Annotated in this window: 23 protein-coding genes; 14 read left to right on the top strand and 9 right to left on the bottom strand. The window is 75.4% G+C overall.

The genetic code is table 11. The features are described 5' to 3' along the window. Positions 1-27 precede the first annotated feature (27 nt). Positions 28-834, bottom strand: a complete 807-nt coding sequence (locus tag ACA514_RS38230) for a FadR/GntR family transcriptional regulator (RefSeq protein WP_375046174.1) — start codon at positions 832-834, stop codon at positions 28-30. A 131-nt stretch (positions 835-965) separates the two neighbouring features. Here ACA514_RS38230 and ACA514_RS38225 point away from each other — a divergent pair, with 131 nt between their 5' ends. The 5 genes from ACA514_RS38225 to ACA514_RS38205 are packed head-to-tail and all read left to right on the top strand — an operon-like array spanning position 966 to position 5530. After that, entirely contained in the window at positions 966-2459 is a 1494-nt protein-coding gene (locus tag ACA514_RS38225; RefSeq protein ID WP_375046173.1) for a class I adenylate-forming enzyme family protein, read from the top strand. A 29-nt stretch (positions 2460-2488) separates the two neighbouring features. Then, on the top strand, positions 2489-3712 hold the full coding sequence (locus tag ACA514_RS38220; protein WP_375046172.1) for a DUF4437 domain-containing protein: 1224 nt from the start codon (positions 2489-2491) through the stop codon (positions 3710-3712). Positions 3713-3735: 23 nt separating this feature from the next. Continuing rightward, positions 3736-4023, top strand: coding sequence for an FAD-binding protein (locus ACA514_RS38215; protein WP_375046171.1), 288 nt, complete (start codon positions 3736-3738; stop codon positions 4021-4023). Next, positions 4016-4681 carry an isochorismatase family protein gene (locus tag ACA514_RS38210; protein WP_375046170.1) on the top strand — a complete coding sequence of 222 codons (666 nt, stop codon included), beginning with the start codon at positions 4016-4018 and terminating at the stop codon, positions 4679-4681. The genes ACA514_RS38215 and ACA514_RS38210 overlap by 8 nt, the downstream gene beginning before the upstream one ends. Before the next feature lie 30 nt (positions 4682-4711). Then, the gene (locus tag ACA514_RS38205) at positions 4712-5530 is read left to right on the top strand and encodes an NAD-dependent epimerase/dehydratase family protein (RefSeq protein ID WP_375046169.1); all 819 of its coding nucleotides are present in this window, start codon (positions 4712-4714) and stop codon (positions 5528-5530) included. 74 nt (positions 5531-5604) lie between these two features. Here ACA514_RS38205 and ACA514_RS38200 read toward each other — a convergent pair whose 3' ends face one another. From ACA514_RS38200 to ACA514_RS38185, 4 genes are read right to left on the bottom strand one after another with little or no spacing between them, the layout of a single operon-like run. After that, complete coding sequence (locus ACA514_RS38200) at positions 5605-6525, bottom strand: alpha/beta hydrolase family protein (protein ID WP_375046168.1); 921 nt, start codon at positions 6523-6525, stop codon at positions 5605-5607. Continuing rightward, on the bottom strand, positions 6522-7169 hold the full coding sequence (locus ACA514_RS38195) for a neocarzinostatin apoprotein domain-containing protein (RefSeq protein ID WP_375046211.1): 648 nt from the start codon (positions 7167-7169) through the stop codon (positions 6522-6524). Before ACA514_RS38195 ends, ACA514_RS38200 begins: the two co-directional genes overlap by 4 nt. A 26-nt stretch (positions 7170-7195) precedes the next feature. Beyond that, the gene (locus tag ACA514_RS38190) at positions 7196-7777 is read right to left on the bottom strand and encodes a neocarzinostatin apoprotein domain-containing protein (protein WP_375046167.1); all 582 of its coding nucleotides are present in this window, start codon (positions 7775-7777) and stop codon (positions 7196-7198) included. Further along, the gene (locus ACA514_RS38185; RefSeq protein ID WP_375046166.1) at positions 7774-9024 is read right to left on the bottom strand and encodes a hypothetical protein; all 1251 of its coding nucleotides are present in this window, start codon (positions 9022-9024) and stop codon (positions 7774-7776) included. The genes ACA514_RS38190 and ACA514_RS38185 overlap by 4 nt, the downstream gene beginning before the upstream one ends. 164 nt (positions 9025-9188) lie before the next feature. On the opposite strand from ACA514_RS38185, the gene ACA514_RS38180 reads away from it, so the two are divergent. Further along, positions 9189-9422 (top strand): hypothetical protein, encoded by a 234-nt coding sequence (locus ACA514_RS38180; protein WP_375046165.1) that lies wholly within the window; start codon positions 9189-9191, stop codon positions 9420-9422. Between the two features lie 151 nt (positions 9423-9573). Here the strand turns inward: ACA514_RS38180 and ACA514_RS38175 are convergent, their stop codons facing one another. From ACA514_RS38175 to ACA514_RS38165, 3 genes are read right to left on the bottom strand one after another with little or no spacing between them, the layout of a single operon-like run. Next, complete coding sequence (locus ACA514_RS38175; protein ID WP_375046164.1) at positions 9574-10689, bottom strand: hypothetical protein; 1116 nt, start codon at positions 10687-10689, stop codon at positions 9574-9576. Then, a complete protein-coding gene (locus tag ACA514_RS38170; protein WP_375046163.1) occupies positions 10686-11702 on the bottom strand; it encodes a hypothetical protein in 1017 nt (338 codons plus the stop codon). The genes ACA514_RS38175 and ACA514_RS38170 overlap by 4 nt, the downstream gene beginning before the upstream one ends. A 59-nt stretch (positions 11703-11761) precedes the next feature. After that, a complete protein-coding gene (locus tag ACA514_RS38165) occupies positions 11762-13081 on the bottom strand; it encodes a WxL domain-containing protein (protein ID WP_375046162.1) in 1320 nt (439 codons plus the stop codon). A gap of 187 nt (positions 13082-13268) precedes the next feature. Here ACA514_RS38165 and ACA514_RS38160 point away from each other — a divergent pair, with 187 nt between their 5' ends. After that, the gene (locus ACA514_RS38160; protein ID WP_375046161.1) at positions 13269-13937 is read left to right on the top strand and encodes a class E sortase; all 669 of its coding nucleotides are present in this window, start codon (positions 13269-13271) and stop codon (positions 13935-13937) included. A gap of 70 nt (positions 13938-14007) precedes the next feature. After that, positions 14008-14715, top strand: coding sequence for a hypothetical protein (locus ACA514_RS38155; RefSeq protein WP_375046160.1), 708 nt, complete (start codon positions 14008-14010; stop codon positions 14713-14715). A 33-nt stretch (positions 14716-14748) separates the two neighbouring features. Here ACA514_RS38155 and ACA514_RS38150 read toward each other — a convergent pair whose 3' ends face one another. Next, complete coding sequence (locus ACA514_RS38150; RefSeq protein ID WP_375046159.1) at positions 14749-15570, bottom strand: IclR family transcriptional regulator; 822 nt, start codon at positions 15568-15570, stop codon at positions 14749-14751. A 160-nt stretch (positions 15571-15730) separates the two neighbouring features. Here ACA514_RS38150 and ACA514_RS38145 point away from each other — a divergent pair, with 160 nt between their 5' ends. From ACA514_RS38145 to ACA514_RS38120, 6 genes are all read left to right on the top strand, one after another. Continuing rightward, positions 15731-16978 (top strand): flavin reductase, encoded by a 1248-nt coding sequence (locus tag ACA514_RS38145; protein WP_375046158.1) that lies wholly within the window; start codon positions 15731-15733, stop codon positions 16976-16978. Positions 16979-16999: 21 nt separating this feature from the next. Next, on the top strand, positions 17000-18283 hold the full coding sequence (locus ACA514_RS38140) for an acyl-CoA dehydrogenase family protein (RefSeq protein ID WP_375046157.1): 1284 nt from the start codon (positions 17000-17002) through the stop codon (positions 18281-18283). Then, a complete protein-coding gene (locus ACA514_RS38135; RefSeq protein ID WP_375046156.1) occupies positions 18280-19728 on the top strand; it encodes an aldehyde dehydrogenase family protein in 1449 nt (482 codons plus the stop codon). Before ACA514_RS38140 ends, ACA514_RS38135 begins: the two co-directional genes overlap by 4 nt. Next, positions 19728-20867 (top strand): FAD-dependent oxidoreductase, encoded by a 1140-nt coding sequence (locus ACA514_RS38130; protein ID WP_375046155.1) that lies wholly within the window; start codon positions 19728-19730, stop codon positions 20865-20867. The genes ACA514_RS38135 and ACA514_RS38130 overlap by 1 nt, the downstream gene beginning before the upstream one ends. Continuing rightward, the gene (locus tag ACA514_RS38125) at positions 20867-22294 is read left to right on the top strand and encodes an aldehyde dehydrogenase family protein (protein WP_375046154.1); all 1428 of its coding nucleotides are present in this window, start codon (positions 20867-20869) and stop codon (positions 22292-22294) included. The genes ACA514_RS38130 and ACA514_RS38125 overlap by 1 nt, the downstream gene beginning before the upstream one ends. 143 nt (positions 22295-22437) lie before the next feature. Beyond that, on the top strand, positions 22438-23418 hold the full coding sequence (locus ACA514_RS38120) for a hypothetical protein (protein WP_375046153.1): 981 nt from the start codon (positions 22438-22440) through the stop codon (positions 23416-23418). Positions 23419-23469 lie beyond the last annotated feature (51 nt).

Here is a 23469-nt window from a genome sequence, read left to right as displayed (position 1 = left end):
TCGCCCCGGTGCGGGGCTGCCCCGAAGCTAAAGGTCGGACTTTTTGCCGTCAACCCCTCCGTCGCGGGCGGCCGATCGGTTTCCCGCCGTCGGTCCGTCCCCGCCAGGGCGGGTCCGGTCGATCGCGGTGTAGGTCTCGCGCAGGTTCTCCAGATGCGCCCGGCACGCCTCCCGCGCGCCCGCCTCGTCCCGCGCCTCGACGCGGGACAGGATCTCCCGGTGGTCGCGGTCGACGCCGTGCCAGAACCGCGGCGGCGCGTTCTCACGCAGGAACCGCTCGTCGAGCACCCGGAACACCGGCTGCGCGACGACCTCCAGGAACGGGTTGCCGGCCATCCTCAGCAGCACGGTGTGGAAGTGCCGGTTCGGCGCGAAGATCTCCGCCGGGTCGAACCCGCCCGGGTCGAACAGGGAGCCGCGCAGCTCGGCCCGGCCGCCCTCGTCCCCGCGGGCGGCGGCGAGCCCGGCGGCGGGCACCTCCAGCAGCTCCCGGATCTCCAGCAACTGGCCGACCGTGACCCGGTCGTCCAGGGCGAGCAGGTTGAGGCTGGTCGCCAGGTACTCGGTGATCTGGTCGGGGCGCGGATGCGACACGAAGCTCCCGCCGGCGACGCCGCGCGTGGTGGTGACCAGGTTCTGGCTGGCCAGCAGCCGCAGCGCCTCCCGGACGGTGCCGCGGCTGACGCCGTGCTCGGCCGACAGGTCGGGCTCGACGGGGAGCCGGTCGCCCGGCCGGAACTCGCCGGCGAGGATCCGCGCGCGCAGCCCGGCCGCGATCTCGGCGTACGCCGGCACGGGAGCGGCGGGCCGGCCGGCGGGCTCCTCGGCGGTCACGCACGGCATCGTACCGGCAAAGGTCGGACTTTCCCGGGACCGGGCATTGACGCGCCGCACGGGCACGAGGCAAGCTCTCGGGTATCCCAGAACGAAACTCAGTTTCTGAGTGCGGAACATGGAGGTGGGGCGTGGCACTCCTGCCCGGCGGCGCCCCGCTCACGATGGCGGGCGGCGTGCGCGAGTTCGCCGCCTCCACACCGCACGCCACCGCCGTCGTCGACGGCGACCGCGCGCTCACCTACCGGGCCCTGGACGAGCGCGCCAGCCGGCTCGCGCAGGCCCTGCTCGCGGGCGGGCTGCGCCCCGGCGACCGCGTCGCCGTCCGGCTCGGCAACCGGCTGGAGTACCCCGAGGTCATCGCCGCCGCGGCCAAGGCGGGGCTGGTGCTCGTCCCCGTCGGGACCAGGCTCACCGACGCCGAGGAGTCCTTCGTCCTGGAGCACTCCGGCGCCCGCGCCCACATCTCCGACACCGAGCCGCCGGTCCCGGTCGAGGTCGTCCTGCGCATCGGCGGGACGGGCGCCGGCTCCTACGAGAAGGCGCTCGAGTCGGCGCGGGCCGCCGACCCGATGGCGCCCGTCGGCGAGAACGCCCCCTGCTGCCTCTACTACACCTCCGGCACGACCGGAAAGCCCAAGGGCGTCCTCAGCAGCCACCGCGCCCGGACGCTCATGTGCTACCTGTCCGCCATGGAATGGGGTCTCGGCGCCCGCCGCGTCAGCCTCGCCGTAGCGCCGATGTACCACGGCGCCGGAATGGTCTTCGACTACGCGCCCGTCGTCACCGGCGGCACCGTGGTCATGCTCCCCGAATGGGACCCCGAGCGGATGCTCGCGCTCGCCGAACGGCACCGCGCCCAGTCGGTGTTCCTCGTGCCGACCCACGCGCAGACGCTCCGCGCGTCCGGCGCGCTCGGCCGCTACGACGCGTCCAGCCTCGACACCCTGTACTTCAACGCCGCGGCGCTGCCGGCCGTCCTGAAGGGCTGGGTCATGGACGCCTTCCCGCACGCCGGGGTGCACGAACTGTACGGGTCCACCGAGGCCGGGATCGTCAGCAACTGCCGGCCGTCCGACGCCGGCCGGACCGGTTCGGTCGGCCGGCCCTGGTACATGACCGAGGTCCGGGTCGTGGACCCGGCGGGCGTCCCGGTCGGACCGGGCGAGCGCGGCGAGCTGTTCAGCCGCTCCCCCTTCCTCATGAACGGCTACCTGCGCGACGACGGCGCCACCGGCGGCTGCACGACCGAGGACGGCTTCCTCACCAGCGGCGACATCGTCGTCCGCGACGAGGACGGGTTCCTCTACGTGGTGGACCGCAAGAAGGACATGATCATTTCCGGTGGGGTGAACATCGCGCCGCGCGAGGTCGAGGACGTCCTGCGCACCTTCCCCGGCGTCGCCGACTGCGCGGTCGTCGGGCGGCCGGACGAGCGGTGGGGCGAGCGCGTCACCGCGTTCGTCGTCGCCGGTCCCGGCGCGTCCGTCGACGCGGCGGCGCTGGAGGCGCACTGCCGCGAGCGGCTGTCCGGCCCGAAGGTGCCCCGCGGCGTCGAGTTCCTCCCCGCCCTCCCCCGCAACGCCGCCGGCAAGGTCCTCAAGCGCGAGCTCCGCGACCGCTGACCGCTCCCGCAACCCGGAAGAGGTGCCCTGTGCGACCCCACGTCGAACTCATCCAGGAAGACGACTACATCTGGCACGCCGCCGAACTCGCCGGCGGCGGGGGCCGGGCCAGCGAGCGCCGCCTGTCGGTGGACGAGGAGGACGGCTCGTGCTCGCTGCGCGTCGACTTCCACACCGACTGGGGCCGCGGCCCCGGCATCCACCACGCCGACACCGAGTACCACGTGCTCGAAGGATCGATGACCTACAACGGCAGGGAGATCGGCAAGGGCGGCTACGTCTACGCGCCCAAGGGCGTGCCGACCGAGGCCATCACGTTCGGCGAGGGCACCCGGATCCTGCACTACCGCGAGTACGGCGACGCCGGCTTCGACCCGGTCGAGAGCACCAGGGCGCCGCGCTGGAAGGACGCCCGCGGGGACGTCATCGTCATCGACAGCGAGGCCATGGCGTGGGACGCCGTCCCCAACCCCGGCCCGATGCCCGGCATGTTCATCAAGTACCTGCACGTCGACCCGGTGACCGGCTTCTACACCCGGCTCGTCCACGCCCAGGAGGGATGGACCGACCACCGCCTCGCGCACCACCCGTGCTACGAGGAGGCGTACACCGTCCAGGGCCACATGGAGTACAACTTCGGCACGCTGGACCTCGGCACCTACTTCTTCCGTCCGGCCCGCGTGAAGCACGGCCACTTCACCAGCCTGGAAGGGGGCGCGACCTGGCTGCTGCGCTCCGACGGCGAGCTGTTCAACTGGTACACCCAGAGCGAGTGGGTCCGCTGGGGTGGCGAGGCCATCAACTGGGGCCCGGGAGAGACCCGCATGCGGTGGTCGGCGTCCTCCCACGACCTGGGCGCCGGGTCGCCCGGCCGCAGCGAACGCGACCTCGCCGACCTGCGCGCCTCCGTCGAGTACCAGCGTGAACGAGGCGAGATCGACGAGGAGTACGTGCAGCACGGCACCGGCACGGACAAGAGCCTCATCGCGATCGCCAAGGCGCTGGACGCCGCCCGCCTCCAGGGCGGCCACGGCGACCACGACGGCCATGACCACGAGCACGGCCCGGTGCACGCCGACTGGGGCGCCGACCCGCGCTGCCTCGAACACCCCGACGAGCGCACCGACGCCCTCGCCCACATCCCGGGCGCCGGCCGCGCCTGGAAGAAGGGCGACCCGATCCCCGCCCCGATCCTGTCCAGCCGCCCCGTCCGCAGCCGCACCGCCGGCCGCTGGAACGGCGACGGCATGTGACCGCCCGCGAGGAGGGAGCGAGCGTGCCCGCGGACCGGCGGTACGACCTCGTCGTCGTCGGAGTCGGCACCGGCGGCATCCCCTGCGCCGTCGAGGCCGCGGCGCGCGGCGCCCGGGTCCTGCCGGTGGAGAAGGACTTCCGCATCGGCGGCACCCTGCACATCACCGGCGGGCACATGAATGAGCTTCCCGTAGTGCAGTGGCCGCCTCCGGTGGCGGCTGACGATCGAGCCCGGAGGTACCTCGACATGATCCGCCACATCTTCCCTGCCAGTTCCGCACGCGGCACGGGGCTCCGGTCCGATGGGTGAGGACGCCGCGGCGGACCTCGCCGACGACTACCGCGAGGCCGGCTTCGGCGGGCGGCTGGGCCCCGGCGACAGGCCGGCGCTCCTCGTCGTCGACCTGGTGCGCGCCTACCTCTCCCCCGAAAGCCCTCTCTACGCCGCGCCCGCACCGGCGATCGTCGACCGTGTCGCCCGGCTGGCGTGCTCCGCCCGCGAGCATGGCCACCCGGTGGTGTTCACCTACGTGTCCTTCAAACCCGGCGGAGTGGACGGCGGCCTGTTCTACCGCAAGGTGCCCGCCCTGCGGCTGTTCGACGAGGGATCGCCCTGGGCGCTGCCGCCGGACGAGCTCGTCCCGGAGCCGGGCGACCTGACGGTGCACAAGCAGTACCCCAGCGCCTTCTTCGGCACGCCGCTCGCGAGCACCCTCACCGCGCTGCGCGTCGACTCCGTCGTGATCACCGGCGTCAGCACCAGCGGCTGCGTCCGGGCCACCGCCGTGGACGCGCTGTGCCACGGGCTACGGCCGACCGTCGTCGCCGACGCGGTCGCCGACCGCGACCCGCGCCCGCACGAGGCCGCGCTGTTCGACCTCGGCGCCAAGTACGCCGACGTCCACGACACCGGCGAGGTGCTGGACGGGTGGGCCACGAAGATCCGTCGCCCCGGAGCGACACGTTGAAGGAACGCTGTTCCCCATGGGAGGTTCGCCGTGCGGTACCTGATCGTCGGCTGCGGGAACGTCGGGATGGAGCTGGCACGCCGGTGGACGGCGCGCGGGCACAAGGTCACCGGGACGACCACGTCCGCCGGGCGCACCCGTGAGCTGGAAGGGGTCTGCTCGGACGTCGCCGTCCTGCGCGGCTCGGACCAGGACGCCCTGGCCGAGGCGGCGCGGGGCGCGGAGGCCGTGGTGCTGACCGTGAGCCCGCGCCTGTCGCGCTCCTTCGACGCCGCCCAGCGGGTCGCCGAGTACGCCGACACGCTCGCGGGCACCGCGCGGACCGCCGCCGCCGTCCATCCCCGCGTCGTGTTCACCAGTTCGGGGTCGGTCTACGGCGCCGGCGGCGGGACGGTCATCGACGAGACCGCCCCGACGACCGCGGACGAGGACGCCTCGCCGCGCGCCTTCATAGCGGCGGAGCAGGCCGTGCTGGCGTCGCCGCGCGGCGCCGTGCTGCGCATCCCCGACGTGTACGGCCACCCCCGCGACATCGACTATCCGGCGCGCGTGAGGTTCGCCCACGAGCACCTCGGCGGGAGCGTCCCGTTCGCGGCCGACGCGCTGCTCTACCGGATCGACTACCGGGACGCGGCCGCCGCCCTCGACTACGTGGTGAGCGTGGGGCTGACCGGCGTCTACAACGCCTTCCCGGACGCGGAGGTCCCGCCGACGAACGCGGGGGCGTTCGGGGAGATCTGCGAGGCCGAGGGCCTGCCGGAGCTGGCCTTCCGCGCCGAGATCCGGACACCGGAGGTACCGGTGACGTCCGCCAGGCTGCGCGCAGCCGGCTTCGCCTTCGCCCACTGACTCGTCGAGTTGTGGCGTGTCGCCCTCATGAGGACGGTCATAGGGGCGACACGCCACAAGCCAACGGGAGGGGGTCAGCGGACGTGCTGGACCGTCACGGACGGGTCCACGGCGTCGCCGACGCCCCACAGCCAGACGCCCGACCACGCGTCGCCGAGGACGGTGCGCAGGAACATGGCGCTCCAGCGCGCGGACGCCTTGACGCTGGTCTCCTGGGTCACCGTCTGAGCGGACGGATCGGGAGCGGCCCCGGCCGGGTTCTGCGCGTCGGTGATCCCGTAGTGGTTGGCGCCGGTGACGGACACCAGCATCTTCGGCGGCGCCTGGATCGCCTCGTAGGTTCCCTGCGCCGCCGCGGGCGCCGCCAGGCCGTCCGCGGTCCCCTGCATGAGGGCGACCGGGACGGTGTTGGCGACGGGCGGGTTGCCGGAGCCCCCGGGCGGGCTGTTGTTGGTGCCGGAGAACGCCGCGCCCTTCAGTTCGGCGGGCGCGGCGGCGGGCGTGGCGCAGAACGGCGGAGCGCACGCGCCCGTGGTGAGGGCGAGTCCGGCCGCGCCGCCGAAGGAGTGGCCGAGCAGGACGAGGGAGCCGGTGTCGATCCTGCCCTTGAGCGGTGAGGCGGCACGCGCGTCCTCGTCGCGGGCCCATGCGACGGTCCATGACGCCTGGGCCTCTTCGGGGAACAGGCCGCTCTGCCCGTAGATGACACGCCGGTGGTCGGGCACGACCACCACGAATCCGTATCCGGCGACCGCGCGGGCGTAGGCGGAGTACGCGGATCTGCTCACGTTTGCGCCCTGCAGCAGCAGCGCCACCGGCAGGTCGGCCCTGATGTCGGACGCGGCGGGCGCGTACACGTCCGCCGGGTCGCCGTTCACGGTGGTCGCGAAGGCGATGGGCGCATCCTCGTCGGCCGCGGCAGAGGCGGCCGGGAGGACGGACGTGGCCAGCGCGAACGCGGCCGCCACGGCGGTCGTGGCGCGGACCGCCCTCACGAGCGGCCCTTGCGGCGGCGCGGGAGGATCAGCAGGGCGGCGCCGCCCGCCATGACCAGCGCCGAGGCGACCAGCGCGTAGGTGGGCAGGCCGTCGGGGCTGCCGGTGTACGGCAGGTCCCCGTTGCCGCCGGATCCGCCGCCGCCCGAGCCGCCGCCCGAGCCCCCGCCGGAACCACCCGACCCCCCGCCCGAGCCGCCGCCCGGGCTCCCGCCGCCGGTGAAGGTGAGCGGGATCTCGGCGCTGTTCGGCCCCTGGTTGCCCGGCGCGGTGACGGCGATGACGCAGGCGCCCGCCTTCGCCGTGCAGGCGGCGCCGCCGGCCTTGGCCACGAGCTTGATCTTCGCGTCCTTGGACTTGGCCTGCGTCACGAAGTTGCCCTGGGCGTCGGAGGCGCCGACGATCGCTCCCCCGGTGCTCTGCGCGGCGCAGTCGGTGGGCAGCTTCGGCCCGGGCTTGCACTCGCCGAGGGTCACGAAGGTCTCGTTGGGGGTCAGGCCGGTCACCTGGACGGTGATCGTGTCGCCGGCCTTCACCCCGCTGGTCTTGCTGGCCGTGATCTTCGGTGCGGCCAGCGCGGGCGGTGCGAGCGCGAGCACGCAGGCGCCGGCGAGTGCGGCGACGGCGCCGGCGCGCCTTCTCATTCGGGACACGGGCGTTGCTCCTTCGGTCATCTGCTGCGGCGTTGGACGACGGTGACGGCGGCCCCGGCGAGCACGAGCAGGCCGGCGGTGGCGGCCCAGAGCGGCGTCGACGGGCCGCCCGTGCCGGGTCCCGCGCCGGCGGCCGGAGCCGCCGACGCGCGGACGGCGGCGCCGCCCTTGAACGGCGAGCCCTTGAAGCCGACGCGGACGATCGCGCTGTTGGCGGTGACGACGGAGGGCGGGACGGTGCCGGGCAGCGGACCGGCGCCGATGACGCACTGGCGGGTCGTGCAGTCGAGGCCGTTGAACTTCGGGCGGGCCTTCAACCTGACCTCGGGGAGGCCGCCCTTGGCGTCGATGTTGACGAAGGTGGCGCCGCCGCCGAGGTCGCAGTCCTTGAGGCCGTTGGTGTAGCCCTCCCGGCACATCCCGACCGCCACGGACCTCAGCCCGGGACTGAACCCGCTCCCGGTGACGGTGATCGTCTCGCCCTCGGCGAGGTCGGTGGAGCGGCTGACCTGGAGCCGCGCCGCGGCGGGCGCCCCGGCGGGCGGGGCGAGCGGGGACAGCGGGGACACCGCCAGCGCGGCGAGCACGATCGCGATCACTGGGCGGGACCTCCGGTGCTTCGGGCCACCGGTGGCCGCCGGGAGCCGCCGGGCGCCGGGACGGGGACTTCGGTGACGCGGCCGGGCTCGACGGTGTAGGCGCGGCAGGCCAGCGCGAGCGTCTCCGGTGCGGCCGGACCGGCGACCACCACGGCGGTGCCGGTGGCGGAGAGCCGGCGCAGCACCGCGGGGACGGCCGCCGCGCACGGGCCTCCCGCGAGACCGTCCACCAGCAGGAGCCGAGGCCGGGTGAGCAGCGCCTCGGCCAGCGAGAGCAGGCCGCGTTGCGCGTCGGTGAGCGTTCCGGCGGGGGCTGCGGCGAGCCCGCGCAGCGGGGGGAAGACGTCCAGGACGGAGTGCGCGGCGGCGCCGGGATCGGCGTGTCCGAGCGCGCGGGCGTGCGCCGCCAGCCCGGCCGCGACCGGCAGCCCGCCGGGGGCGCGCGGGTCGGGGCCGGCGAGGTGGCAGAGTCCGAGGGTCGTCCGCTGCCCGGCGTCGAGCGCGGTCAGGTCGGCGCCGCCGAGCGCGACCCTGCCCTTGCACGGCGTGTGCCCGGCCAGCGCGGCCAGCAGCACGCTCGCGCCGGTGCCCGACAGCAGGATGGTCTCGCCCGCGTCCACCCGGAAGCCGACCCGGTACAGCCTGACCGGGCCGCGCGGCACCGACAGCGCTCTGACGTGCAGGAACGGCGGCGGCTCCACGATCTGCGGGCCGCACACGCGCAGCGCCAGGAGTGCGCCGAGGATCGGCGGCAGCGCCGTCAGCGTCAGCGCGGTGCCCTCGGCGAAGGTCCCGCGCAGCGCGGCGGCGCAGCCGTATCCGGCCAGCCCGCCGGTCGCGGCGGTAACACCCGTGATACCGGCCGCCGCCAGATGGCGCGGATCTGGCAGCGGCCGGAGAACGGTGGTGTCGAGGGCGGCGACCGCCAGGCAGGCCGCAGCCGAGGCGACGGTGAAACCGGCGGCGAGCAGGACCGGTCCGGGAGCGCTCGCCATCAGCATCGGCGCGGCCGCCGCGGCGAGCAGCAGCCAGGGGACCGTCTGCGCGGCGCGGGCCGTCCGACGCCCGATGACGACCAGCGCGACCGCCGGAAGCAGCGCCCAGGCCAGGTACCGGACGGGGTCGGCGCCGATCAGGTTCCATCGGAAGGTGAGCAGGTGCAGCCCGCCCATGAGCGGGGCGCCGGCGGCCCATCCGGTGAGCAGGTAGACGGGCAGGGCCGCCCGGACGTCGCGCTCGGCGAGCACGTCCCGCACCCGGGCGGCGCGACGACCGGACGCGCCGGACGCGGCGGGCGGCGCGTGCGGGAGGGCGGCGGCCGCCGTGGCGAGGACGGCGGCCGCAACCCCCGCGATGACCAGTGCCGTCCCCGGATCGGCGGACGAGAGCGTCGCGATCCAGGCCGCCGGGCGTGCGGAGCGCGCTCGCTCTCGGCGCGGCGAGCAGCGGAGCCGCGAGGATCCCCGCGGCCATCAGGGCGGTGGCGAAGACGGGGACGGCGGGGACCAGCCCGGCCAGCGCGACGACGGCCCCGGCCAGCGCACCGCCGACGGCCGCCACCCGGTACGGACGCAGCCGTCCGGACAGCCACAGCGCCGGCACCAGCGCCGCGCAGGCGAGGACGAGCGCGGTGAGCGCCATGTAGGTCACGACATCGCCGGGGACCCGCACGACGCCGCCGAGGGCGTCCGACAGGAGCAGCACGATGCCGCCCGCCAGCGGCCCGGCCGCGGCCACCGCGAGCCGGGGCGCCGCACCGGCGGCCGTGCGGCGGGGCGCACGCGGGGTCGGAACCGTCATCGCGCCTCCCCCTCGGGCAGGGCGAGGAACCGGTCCAGCGCTTCGACGTCGACGGCGTGCAGGGTCTCGCCGCTCCGGCGTTCGAGGTAGCCGATCAGCTCGTCGCGGTCGACCACGTACGCCCCGGAGGGCGACGGCGCCACCGAGTCCAGGTAGCCGATGACGTCGGCGAGCTCCAACGCGGGCGTGGCGCGCGGGGCCACCTGGTGATGAGCCGCGCCCGCGGTGCCGTGTGCCGGAAGCCCGGACGCACCGCGCCGGCGGCGCCGCGCCCTGGCCCGGCGGCCGAGCGTCAGCCGGATCCCGATGAGCAGCAGCAACGCGGCCAGCGCGTTCACCCCGAGCAGCCCCCACGGGTAGGCGTTGAAGCCGGTCGTGAAGGGGACGGACCCCGCGTACCGGCCGCCGACCACGAAGTGGCCGAAGGCGGCCGGGGGCAGCACCACCGGGATCCGGTACGTGGCGGTCTGGCCGGGGCGCAGCGTGCCGGTCCCCGGCGCGTCCAGCGGGCTGTCCGGGGTGCCGCCGGATCCCCAGCCGACGACCAGCGGGGCGTTCTCGATGGGGTCGGCGCCGGAGTTGCGGATCCGCAGCACCAGCGTCCGCCGCGGCCGGCCGCCGAAGAGTTCGCCGCGGTCCGGGCTCCCGGTGATCTCCAGGCCGGCCACGTCCGCGCGGACCGGGGCGACGCCTCGGTCGATCCGCGCGGTCGGGTGTCCCTCGACGGTGAACGGCGCGGTGGCGGTGACCGGCGCCCCGACGGCGCCCGGCAGGGTGCCGGCGCGGACGACGCACGGGCACGCGGAGGGCGGCTCCCCCACGGTGAGGCCCGCCTCGAACGTCCCGGTGGGGGCGACCATCGCGGTGACGGCGCGCTCGGTGTCGCAGTCCGCCGAGCCGTGCACCGCGCCGGCGCCGCAGATCTGGACCTGGACGGTCGTCCCCGGCGTCCACGCGCTGCCCCGCACCCATGCGGTCGTGCCCGCGGCGGCCTTGCCGGGCTGGACGCTCACACCGGGCGGCGCCGTCCCGGCGGCGGCGACGGCGGGGACGGGGTGGCCGCACAGGGCAGCGGCGGCGGCGAGGAGCACGGCGGCCGACCGGAGCCTCACAGGAAGACCCCCGTCTCGCGTGCCGCCAGGCCCGCGCGCTCCCGCCAGCGGCGGATCAGCCGGGGCAACACGGACCACAGCACGAAGACGATCCCCGCGAGCGTGAGCAGCGCCGGCCAGGGCACCGCGGTGAAGCTGGTCTGCGCGCGGACGTCGATGCCGCCGGCGGCGACGAGCTCCACCCGCACGGTGACCGCGTCCAGCGCGGGCGGGTCGTCCCAGGGCAGCGCGATCTCAGTGCGCTCGCCCGGCAGGATCTCCGGGAGGCGCTGGTCGGGCCACCGCTTGATCTCGTGGCCGAACACGCCCGTCGCCCGGACGCGGGCGGTCGGCGAGATCCGCTGGTTGCCGGTGTTGACGACCGTGTAGCGGATCGTCCCCCGCTCGTGCCGCGCGAACGGGACGAGCGGCTCGGTGCGGGCGACGCCGAGGCCGTCGGCGCGCAGGCCGGGCGTCAGCGGTCCGGCGACGCGCAGGTAGACGCGGGCGGCCACGGCCCGCCGGATCCCGACGCGGGCGCCCCCGTCGCGCTGGACGCTCTCGATGGCGGTGTTCAGCGCGACGACGCCGCCGATGTGCTCGCCGGGGGTCGCGTTGGCGGGGACCTTCAGCGTGAACGGGATCTCCTTCGCACCGTGCGCGGGGATCTTCGGGGACGAGGACTTCAGGGAGATCCAGGCGCCGACGTCGCGCGGCTCCTCCTCGGGCGGGCGCAGCGCGAACCCGGCGTCGCGGGGGGTGTTGTAGGCGTCGGCCCCGTACACCCGGAAGGTGATGGGCGCACCGGTCAGGTTGCTGATCCGCACGGAGTCGCGGACGGTCGCGCCGGGCGGCGCGTCGAAGGCGAACGAGGGGCGCGCGGCGGGGGCGCCGCTGCGGTTCGCGGGCTCGACCGACCATGCCCCGTTGCCGGTCGCCCGGCCGGGCGCGGCGGCGGCCGGGCCGGGCGCGGTCGGCGCGGCGGCCAGGCCGGCCGCCGCGGCCGCGGCGGCGATCCGGTGTCGGGGGCTCATCGGTCACCTCGAGTCGAGCCGGGCGGTGGGCGGGCGCCCGGCCGCGGGGTCCGGGACGGTCAGGACAGCGTCAGGGTGAGGACGGCGGTGTAGCGGCCGGCGCCGGTCGCGGCGGGGACCTTGAGGCTGACGCCGGCCCCGGCGCCGAACGTGCCGCCGACGATCCGCCCGGCCCCGTCGGGCGCGCCGCACAGCGTCGCCGCGGTGGTGGTGTCGAGCGGCCCGGCGCTGCCGGGGGTCACGGTGCCGGAGCCGGACGCGGCGGTGCAGGCCGGTGTCCAGGTGAGGTTCCCGGCCGGGATCTTCGTGCCCGCCGCGGAACTGAAGTCGGTGAGCGTACCGGTGAGGGACCAGCCCGTGGTGCCGCCGCGCGCGTCGATGACCTGCACCTTCTTCAGCGACCCGGTGGCGGTCTGGTCGGATCCGTTGAGGGTGACGGGGGTGAGGTCGACCTCGCCCGGCTCCTGCGACATGGTCAGCGGGCCGCCGTCGACGGTCAGGTTGATCTTCTGCTCGCCGCACCGGTCCGCGGGCGCGCCGGAGCACTGGCCGGTGGGCGGCCGCGTCTTCGCGGTGACGGTCAGCGGCACGGCCCTGCGCACGGTGCCCTGGGTGACCACGATGGTGCGGGCGCCGGCGGCGGCGGACTCGGCGACGGTCGCCGACGCGGTGAGCTTCCCGGCGGCGTCCACCGAGGCGGTCGCGCCGGTGAGGTCGCCGGCCTTGCAGGCGGCGCCGTTGGCGTCGCACAGGGCGATGCCCGCGGCGCCGGGCTGCCAGCCGGAGCCGGTGACGCCGACGGCTCCGCCCTGGACGACGGTGGACGGGCTGACGGAGGCTCCCGGCCCGCCCTCGCCGACGCTGATCGTCGCGAGGGTCGCGGGGGTCTGCTCGGGCGTGCAGGTGATGGTGGCCTGCGCGCCGGCGTCGGCGACGATCGTCAGGCCGCCGGGGGCGAGGTCCACTTCGCCGGTGCCGGTCAGGGTGAACTGCCCGGTGACCTCGCCGATCGGGACCGCGCCGTGCGCGGGCACCGGCCCGGTGCGCTTCGGCGCCTTGACCGGCACCGTCCCGGACTGCGCCCCGGAGACGGCGAGCGTCCCGGAGGTGGTCCACGAGGCGATCGGCAGCGGCGCGACTCCGGGCAGGTCGGAGAAGTCGGCCTTGACGGTGACCGTGTCACCGGCCTTCGCCGAGGCCGGTGCGGTGACGGTCACGGTCGCGTCGTAGTCGAACACCGTGCTGAAGATCGTGCACCGGTAGGGGACCCGTCCCGCGGCGGCGTGCGCGGTGCCCGCCGCGGCCACCGGCACCGAGACGGCGCCCGCCGCGGTGACGACCGCGGCCGCTCCGCGCAGGGCCGTGCGTGTGCGTCTCATCGTGCGTCGCTGCTCCTTCCGCCGACCGCTGCGCCGATCCGTTTCCCATAGGGAAACTAAGTTTCGCAACGTGGACATAGCGAAACCGCATCGGAGCGGCACTGTCAAGGGGCGGGCGCAGGTGGCAACAGAATCGTTTCACTCTGAGGATCGCCGTTTCCCTACCGAAGGGTTACCGTTCCCGACCATGCGCACGGTGCTGCGAAGCCTGGCCGAGCTGGCGATGACGGCCGGCCTCGTCCTCGGCCTGTTCGTCGCCTACCTGTACTGGGGAACCGGCGAGTACACCCATCGGCAGCAGGGCGACCTGCACGACGAGCTGGAACGGCGCTGGAACGCGGCGCGGGTGCACAGGCTCGCGGCGGACGAACCGCGCCGGGAGAAGAGCGGCGCCACTGCCGCGCCCACCGACGGGCAGGCGTACGCGCTGCTGCGCATCCCGAAGTTCGGGTCGTCCTACGAGTACACGGTGGTGCAGGGCACCGGCACGGCCGACCTGCGCAAGGGGCCGGGGCACTACCCGGGCACGGCGGGCCCCGGCGAGATCGGCAACATGGCGATCGCCGGTCACCGCACCACCTACGGCGCCCCGTTCCGGCGCAACGACGAGCTGGCGCGCGGGGACGAGATCCTCATCGACACCGCCACCACGACGTTCGTCTACACGGTGACGAGCCGCACCGTGGTGCGGCCGAGCCGCACGGACGTCGCCGCGCCCGTCCCGGAGCACGCGGGGGCGCGCCCCCGCAAGGCGATGCTCACGCTCACCACCTGCCACCCGGAGTTCTCCGCCGCCTACCGGCTGGTGGTGTTCGCCGAGCTGGCGGGACGGCGGCCGCGCACCGCCGGAACCTGATCCCCGTGTTACCGTCTCCCACACCGGAACAGTGTTTCCAAATTCGGACTTCCGAGCAGAGGAGGCGGTCGTGGGGCCGCACGCGCACGGCTGGTGGATCCTGCTCCACCTGGTGCTCTTCGTCTTCTGGCTGGGCGGCGACCTCGGGGTCTTCTACTCCAGCCGGTACGTCCTCAAGGCGGACCTGACCCCGGCCGCGCGCGCCACCGCGCTCGGCGTGATGAGCGGCCTCGACCTCGGCCCGAAGATCTGCCTGGTGCTGTTCCTGCCGAGCGGGGTGACGCTCATGGCGCTGGACCCGCACGGCGCCGAGCTGTTCGGCGCGCCCGCCTTCAGCTGGTGGCGGGTCGCGCTCGTGTGGGCGTTCGCGCTGGCCTGGCTCGCGGCCACCGTCGCCGACCACCGCACGCACGGGCGCTTCCCCTGGGTGCGGCGCGCCGACTGGGCGGTCCGGCTCGGCCTGATCGCCGCGCTCGCCGCCGTGGCCGCCTACACCCTGCTCGCCGACCGGCCGTTCGGCGTCACCACCGAGCCGCGCTGGCTGGGCGGCAAGCTGGCGCTCTACACGGCCGCCATCGCCTGCGGGCTCGGCATCCGCCTCACGCTGCGCCCCTTCGGGCCCGCGTTCGGCGCATTGATGAACGGCGGCTCCACGCCGGAGATCGAACGCGTGCTCAGGCGCTCGGTGGACGGCTGCCTGCCCTACGTCTTCGGCATCTGGGCGGCCGTGCTGGGCGCCGCGGCACTGGGCGTGCTCAAGCCCGGCGCCGACCTGTGACCCGTGGACCCGGCACCACCCGCTCCGGCCAGATCATCCGCTGTGGCCGAGCGCCCCGGACAGGCGCGCGGCGGCCTCCACCAGCGGCGGCGCCAGCTCGGCCATCCGCGGCTTGAACCGCGACAGCGGACCGGCCACGCTCAGCGCCGCGATCACCCGGCCGTCGTGGTCGAAGACCGGCGCGGCGATCGAGGCGGTCCCCTCCTGCCGCTCGCCCTGCGAGGTGGCGTAGCCGCGCTTGCGGATCGCCGCCAGCTCCTTGCGCAGCCGCGCCTCGTCCACGATCGTCCGCTCGGTCAGCGCCTCCAGCCCGTGCCGGCCGACCAGCCCGTCGACCTCGGCCTCGTCGAGGAAGGCCAGGATCGCCTTGGACGAGCTGCCGGCGTGCAGCGGGTACGGGATGCCGAGGCTGACCTCCACCCGCAGCTCGTGCGGCGGGACGACCTGGTCGACGTACAGCCGGGTGTCCCCGCGGCGGATCGACAGCGTCGCGGTCTCGCCGAGCTGCTGGGCGAGGCGGCGCAGCTCCGGGGCGGCCAGCGCGCGCAGGTCCATCCGGGCCAGGTAGGCCCGGCCGAGCGCGATCGCGGCGTGCCCGAGGGCGTACCTGCGGGTGACCGCGTCGACGCTGATCAGGTCGCGGCTGCGCAGCGCGGTCAGGATCCGGTGCACGGCGGCCTTGGTCAGGCCCAGCTCGGTGGCGATCTCGGTGACCCCGAGGTCGGGCCGGCCGCTGCGGCCGAACAGCAGCAGGACGTCCATCGCGCGCTCCACGGCGGCGATCGACCGGCTCTGCCCCTCGCCGTCCTCGGCGGGCGGGGCGGGGTCGCTCTGGGGAGTCGCACGACGCGACACGGCGGTTCCTTCCGACGGACCGGGCTCAGCCGCAGTCTAGGCCATCGCGTTTCCCTTACGGAAACGCTCGTCACCGATCCGGGGCGTTGACACCCGCTCCGGGCGGTCGTTACCGTGAGCGTTACAGTGTTTCCTTTAGCGAAACGAAGGGCGCGATGCCGTGGCGGTCGACGCACAGACCTTCCGGGCGGTGCTCGGCCAGTGGCCGACGGGCGTCGCGGTGGTCACCACGACCGCCGAGGACGGCTGGCACGGCATGACCGCGGGCTCGTTCTGCAGCGTCAGCCTCGACCCGCCGCTCGTCCTGGTCTGCCTCGCCCGCGGCATCCGGACGCACGAGCTGGTCGAGCGCAGCGGCGTGTTCGCGGTCAGCTTCCTCGGCAAGGACCACGCGGCCATCGGGCACCGGTTCGCCGGCCGCGAGCCGGGCGACCGCTTCGCGCGCGGCACCTGGACCGCCGCGCCCACCGGCGCGCCGGTGCTGGCGGAGGCGCTCGCCTGGCTCGACTGCCAGGTCGCGCACGCCTACCCCGGCGGCGACCACACCATCTTCGTGGGCGAGGTGCTCGCCGCCGAGACGCCCCGGCGCACCGCGCCGCTGCTGTTCCACTCCCGCGCCTGGGGCCAGCTCGCCGACCCGCTGCCCGACGAGGTGACGATCGCCGACACGGGGCTCGCCGCCGCGCTGCACCGCAGGCTCACCGTCTCCGGCACCGCGCCCGCCCGCGTCACCAGGGCCGGCGCCGCGCGGCTGCTGGACGCGGTCCGCGCGGCGGGCGTCCGGGTCCGGCTGCCGCTCCCGCCCGTCCCCGGCTCCGGCGGCCCGGCGGGGCCGCCCTGGTCGGCGCTGGTCGAGGACGGCGCGTCCCTGGCGCGGGTCCCGCACGGCTCCCCGGTGACGACCGAGATCGCCGACGGGCCGGACGCGCTCCCGCTGATCGCCGCCGCCCGGGCGCGCGGGCTGCCCGTTACGGGCCGGGTGGGCAACGTCTTCGATCCCGCCCGGCAGGCCGCGGTGCTCGACGCCGTCGACCGGCTGCGCACCGCCGGCTGCACCGAGATCGCGCTCGACGAGGGCGCCGCGGCCGCCTCCCCGCTGGTCGTCCGCAACGTGCTGCAGGAGGCCGTCGCGCTGGCCCGGCCGGTGCCCGTGCGGGTGCGGCTGCGCGAGGCCTGCGGCCTCGGCCTGGCGAACGCGCTGACCGCGATGAAGAGCGGCGTGCGCAGCTTCGACGTGACGCTCGGCGGGATCGACGGCGGCCTGTGCGCGGAGGACGTGCTGTTCCTGGCCGCCCGGCTCGACATCGCCACCCCGATCGACCGGGCCGCCCTGGTGGCCGCCGCCACCGACCTGGAGGCCGTCTGGGGTTCGCCCCTGCCCGGCCGCACCTACCGGACCGCGTCCTGACCAGCTGAAGGGATCCAGCCGATGACCCAGCCGACGACGCTGACCGGTGAACGGCTCGTCGAGACGATGACCGATGCCGAGCGGGACCGCGCCGGGCGCGTGGAGGCGGTGCTGCCGCGGCTGCGCGAGGCGGCCGCGGCCGCCGACGCCGACGCCGCGTTCCCGGCCGGGCACGTCGCGCTGCTGCGCGAGGCCGGGCTGCTCGGCCTGGTGGTGCCCGCCGAGTACGGCGGCCTCGGCGGCGGCCTGCGCGATCTGGCCGCCGCCACCTACGCGATGGGCACCGCCTGCCCGTCCACGGCGCTGTCGTACTTCTTCCACAACACCAGCGCCTCGCGCGGCCTGCTGCCGCTGGAGGCGGTCGAGGCCGGCCTGTTCGGCGGCGACGGCGAGGTCAAGCCCGTGCGGGCGTTCGCCGAGAAGGTGCTGAGCCGGATGGCCGCCGGGACGTGGATGGCCAACTTCGCCAGCGAGGAGGTGAAGTCGTCGAGCGCGAACATCGCGATCGCCACGACCGCGACTCCGTCCGACGGCGGCTGGCGGCTCAACGGCGTGAAGTCGTTCGGCTGCGCGACCGGCGTCGCCGACACCTACCTGGTGACCGCGCGGCTCGACGGCACCTCCGACGCCGACGGCCTGGCGCTGTTCCTGGTGCCGCGCGAAGCTCCGGGCGTCGCCTCCCGGCAGCCGTGGAACGGCCTCGGGATGCGGGCGTCCAACAACCACGGCGTGACGCTCACCGACGTGTTCGTCCCGGCGGACGAGGCGCTGACGGTGCCCGGCGCGTTCGTGCGGATGCTGCGGATGAGCCGGGGCAGCTTCGTCGGCAACCAGCTGGCGATCTCCGCCTGCTACCTGGGCGCGGCGCAGAACGTCTACGACTTCGCCGTCGAGCGGCTCACCCGCCGGACGTTCGCCGACTCCGGGCGGCCGATCGCGTCCTCGCCGATGCACCAGGTGATCATCGGCGACATGGCCGAGCGGCTGGAGACGGCCTACCTGTGGATCCGCCGCCAGCTGGAGCTGGAGACCTCCGAGCCGCCCCTGCGCCCCAAGCCCGAGGTCTACGCGCAGTGGCGGATCGCCAAGGGCGACATCGCCGAGGCGTGCTTCCAGGTCGTGCTGGGCGCGTTCAAGGCGTGCGGCACCTCGGCGGCCACGATGGACGGCGTCATCGGGCGGGCGCTGCGCGATCTCGCCATGGGCCTGGTGATGACGTTCCCGGCGGAGCGGGGCAGGCTCGAGGCCGCGCAGATGGTGACCGAGAGCAAGGAGAACGAGTTGTTCGCGAGCGTCCCGCAATGAGCCCGCCGCACCGCGACCTCGTCGCCGGGACCTGGGCCGCGTCGCCCGGGGACGGCCCCGCCCTGGAGGACCCGGCCACCGGCGGGCCGGCCGGCCCCGCCGGGGTCACCGGCGGCGAGCGGGTCGAGCTGGCGCTGGCCGCGGCCGAGGAGGCGGCGCACGGCTGGGCCGCGCGGCCCGCCGCCGAACGCGCCGCCCTGCTGGACGCGGTCGCCGACGCCCTCGAATCGGTGACGGGCGAGATCGCGGCCCTGGAGGCGTCGGCCACCGGCGTCCCGATACGCCAGACGACGCCGCTCGGGATGATCGTGCCGGGGTCGTTCCGGCTGGCCGCCGAGCAGCTGCGCGGCGGGTTGAACGCGACGCTCACCCGCGAGGACGGCCGCACCGCCGAGGTGCGGCGGCTGCCGTGGGGCCCGGCCCTGTGCCTCGTCCCGTGGAACGCGCCCGCGCCGATGGCCGCGCACAAGGTGGCCAACGCGCTCGCCGCGGGCTGCCCCGCGATCCTCAAGCCGAGCGAGTACGCCCCGTACGGGAGCCAGCGGTTCGCCGAGGTGGTCGCGGACGTGCTGGCCGGCGGCGGCGTGCCGGGCGGGGTCTTCCAGCTCGTCCACGGCGACGGCCGCACCGGTGCGCGGCTGGCCGCCGACCCGCGGATCCGCGCGGTCTCGTTCACCGGCGGGGCCGTCGGCGGCGCGTCCGTCGCCGCCGCCTGCGCCGCCGGGATCAAGCCGGTGCAGCTGGAGCTGGGCGGGAACAACCCCCTGGTCGTCATGCCGGACGCCGACACCGGGCGGGCCGCGCGCGCCGCCGTCGACCTCCTCACCACGCTCAACGGCCAATGGTGCCGGGCGCTCGGCCGGCTCATCGTGCCCGAGGGCCGCCAGGACGCGCTCCTCGACGCGATCGGTGAGCGGCTCGCGGCGCTGCGCGCGGGACCGCCGCTGGACGAGGCCACCGACCTCGGGCCGCTGGTCCACTCGCGGCACCGCGCCCTGGTCGCCGCCCGGCGCGACGCGCTCGGCGGCCGGATCCTCTCCACGACGAAAGTGCCGGACGAGGGCAACTACCTGGCCCCCGCGCTCGTGACGGGCGTGGCTCCCGGTGACGCCACCGAGGAGATCTTCGGGCCGGTCGCGACCGTCCACCCCTACCGGACGCTCGACGAGGCCGTGGCGCTGGCCAACGGCACCGCGTACGGGCTGGAAGGGTACGTGACCGGCACTGACGAGGACGCGGCGCTCGCCGTCGCGCGCCGCATCCGCGCCGGGGAGGTGAAGGTCAACGGGTCCAGCGTGATGAGCCTGCACCTGTTCGCGCCCCGCCCGGCCTGGGGCGCGTCGGGGCTGGGCGAGGAGGGCACAGCCGAGACGCTGCGCTTCTTCACCAACCCGCAGGTCGTCGGCGTCGAGGACGGTTTCGCGCTGCACTCCCGGAAACCGTGATGGCGCCGGTGCTGGTGGCCGGGGCGGGGCCGGTCGGGCTCACGGCCGCTCTCACCCTGGCCCGCCGCGGCGTCCCCGTCACCGTGCTGGAGGCGGAGCCGGAGCTCGCCGCCGAGTCGCGCGCGTCCACGTTCCATCCGCCGTCGCTGGAGATGCTGGACGGGCTCGGCGTGCTGGACCGGTTGCTGGAGCGCGGCCTCGTCTCCCGCGCCTTCCAGTACCGGGACCGGCGCGGCGGCGTCATCGCCGAACTGGACCTGTCGGTGCTCTCCGGCGACACGCCGTACCCGTTCCGCGTCCAGTGCGAGCAGAGCAAGCTCACCCCGATCCTGTGCGACGAGGTGCTGGACGCGGGCGGCGAGGTCCGGTTCGGCGCGGCCGTGCGGACGGTGCTGGCGCACGGGAGCGGTGTAGAGGTGACGACCGCGCGCGGCGAGCGGTTCCGCGGCGCCTGGCTGGTCGGCGCGGACGGCGCCGGATCGGCGGTGCGGCGCTCCCTCGGCGTGGAGTTCGCGGGCATGACCTACCCCGAGCGGTTCCTGGTCGCCTCGACCACGACCGCCGTCGAGGACCTGCTGCCCGGCATCGCCGCGGTGAACTACGTCTTCGACCCCGACGAGTGGCTGGTGCTGCTGCGCACCCCCGACCATTGGCGCGTCCTGTTCCCGACCCCGGAGGGCACGCCCGACGCCCGCGAGCTGACGCGGCTTCCGGAACGGCTGCGCGGGGTCGCCGACGCTCCGTGGGACGTCGCGCACGCCAGCCTGTACCGCGTCCACCAGCGCGTCGCCGGGACGTTCCGCGCCGGGCGGGTGCTGCTCGCCGGGGACGCGGCGCACGTCAACAACCCGCTCGGCGGGATGGGAATGAACAGCGGCATCCACGACGCCGTCCTGCTGGGCGGCGCCCTCGCGGACGTCCTGGACGGCGGCCCGGAGGCGGCGCTCGACGCCGTCGCGGCGGCGCGCCGCGACACGGCGCGGTCGTTCGTGCAGCGGATGAGCCACGGCAACTGGGAGCGGATGCGCGATCCGGCCGGGTACCACGACGAGCTGCGGAGGCTGGCCGCCGATCCGGCCGAGGCGCGGCGGCATCTGCTGCGCACGTCGATGATCGCCTCGCTGCGGGACGTCGCCTGATGCCCGCGGGCGAGATCGTGCGGGAGAACCCGGCCCGGCCGGAGGAGATCGTCGGCCGGGTCCCGGTGGCGGACGCGGCGGACGTCGACCGGGCCGTCCGGGACGCCGAGGCGCGGCAGCGCGACTGGTGCCGCGTGCCGGTCGAGGACCGCGCCGCGGCGCTGCTGCGGGCCGCCGACGCCGTCGACGCGATGCCGGGCGTCCCCGAACTGCTGGCCCGTGAGTCCGGCAAACCGGTCGCCGACTGCGCCGGGGAGATCCGGTTCGCCGCCGCCTACCTGCGCTGGGCCGCCGAGCACGCCCCGGCGGCGTACGCCGACCGGGAGACCGACGACGCCGCCGGACGGCTCGTCCTGCGGCACCGCCCGTACGGCGTGGTCGCGGCCATCACCCCGTGGAACGCGCCCGTCATCCTCACGCTGCTCAAGGTGGGCCCCGCGCTCGCGGCGGGCAACACGGCCGTGGTCAAGCCGTCGCCGCTCGCGCCGCTCGCGGTCGGCCGCGTGCTGGAGGCGTTCCCGCCGGGGCTCGTCCGGGTCGTGCACGGCGGTGCCGCGACGGCACGGGCGCTGGCCGGGCATCCCCGCGTGCACAGGGTGGCGTTCACCGGCGGCGCCGAGGCGGGCCGCGCCATCGGGACGGCCGCCGCCAAGGCGATCACGCCGGTGCTGATGGAACTCGGCGGCAACGACCCGGTCGTGCTGCTGGACGACGCGGACCTCACCGGCGCGGCGATGGACCGCCTCGTCATGGCGTCGTTCGCGACCGCCGGTCAGGTCTGCATGGCCGCCAAGCGCCTGTACGCGCCGAGGCCGCGGCTGGCCGAGGTCCGCGAGGCCTATCTCGCGGCGGCGGAACGGACGCTGGTGCTCGGCGACCCCCTGCACCGGGGGACCACGGTCGGCCCGGTCATCTCGGCCGCCGCCGCGGGCCGCGTCCGGGAGCTGATCGCCGATTCGGCGCGGCGCGGCGGCACCGTCACGGAGTTGGGCGCCGTGCGAATCGACCTTGAGCGCGGGTACTTCGTCCGGCCCGCCCTGGTCACGGACGTGGACGACGACGCGCCGGTGGTCGCCGGGGAGCAGTTCGGCCCCGTCGTGCCGCTGCTGGCCTACGACGACGAGGACGAGGCGCTGACGCGCGCCAACGCCGGAGACCTCGGACTCGGCGCCTCGGTGTGGTCGGCCGACGAGGACCGCGCGTTCGCGTTCGCCCGCCGGTTCGACGCCGGCTTCACGTTCGTCAACACCCACAACCGCACCGGGATGGCGCTGCGCGCGCCGTTCGGCGGGGTGAAGCGCAGCGGGCACGGCCGCGAGTACGGCTTCGAGGGCCTGCTGGAGTACGTGCAGACCTGCGCGGTCCACGCGCCCGCCGCGTTCCGCGCGGGCGGTGCCGGGACGAGCGCGGGCGCCTATCCCGCGTGACGGCCGCGGCGCCGCCTCGCGCATCGTTACCCGATCGCGGCGCCGCCCCATTGCCTTCGTGTCTCCCGGCGCGCTTAATAGGGGGGCCATATTGGAAACTCCGTTTCTCTAGAAGAAACAGAGTGGTTGCCCTCGGAGGCAGCATGCGCGCCGTCCACGCCGTCCGGACCCTCGCCGCGGCCAGCACCGCCACCCTCGCCCTGACCGCCCTCGGCCCCCTCTCCCCCGCCCGCGCCGCCGTCACCCGCGTCCAGACCACCGTCGAGATCCGCTGCGCGTTCACGGTCCTGAACCAGAGCGCGGACTGGTACTTCCCCGCCGGCGCCCCGCAGGGCCTGGTGTGGCTCCAGCACGGCTTCGCCCGCTCCAACGACAACGTCGCGGACCTGGCGTCCAAGTACGCCGCGGCCGGCTACCTCGTCTTCGCCCCCACCCTTCCCACGGCGAACCTGTACGGCTGCACCCTGCAGAACCTCGGCAACAACACCGGCTTCCTCGGCAACGTCGCCGACCTGTTCGCCAAGATGTCCGACCCGGCGGACAAGCTCGGCCGCAGCTTCGCCAGGGCGAAGGCGCAGGCCGGACGGTCCGACCTCGCGCTGCCGGGCGCGCTGGTCTTCTCCGGGCACTCGGCCGGCGGCGAGGCCGTCAGCTACGTGGCCGGACGGCTCCGCGCCGACGGCCCGGCGGCGTGGGCGCGGCTGCGCGGCCTGGTCCTGCTCGACCCGGTGAAGTCGTTCATCGGCAACAACCTCGACACCGGCCTGAAGGCGGTCGACGGCACCGGCCGCATGGTCCGCACGATCTCCGGGCCCGACGGCACCTGCAACAACAGCGGCAGCGGGACCGACGCCGTCCAGGCCGACGCGCACGCTCCGTTCGCGGGCGTCCGGCTGACCGACGGCGAGCACACCGACGCCGAGGGCGCCAGCACCGACGCCGTCGGGACCCTCGCCTGCGGCACGCCGCAGGCGAAGAACGTCGAGGCCCTGCAGACGTTCGCGGTCGCCTGGGCGAAGGACGCCTTCAGCGGCACGCAGACCGCCGCGTACCTGCCCGGCGGCTCGTACTACCAGAGCAGGCTCGGCGCCGGCCTGATCCAGACCCTGGCCGGAGCCTCCTGAGCCGTCCGCGTCCGGCGGACCGCCCGCCGGGTCCCGCGGCCGGAAGTTTCC

Source organism: Actinomadura sp. NTSP31 (genome assembly GCF_041951385.1).
Taxonomy (GTDB): domain Bacteria; phylum Actinomycetota; class Actinomycetes; order Streptosporangiales; family Streptosporangiaceae; genus Spirillospora; species Spirillospora napierensis.
Note: the sequence above shows the minus strand (reverse complement) of the source record. Positions and strands in the feature narration are given on the sequence as shown.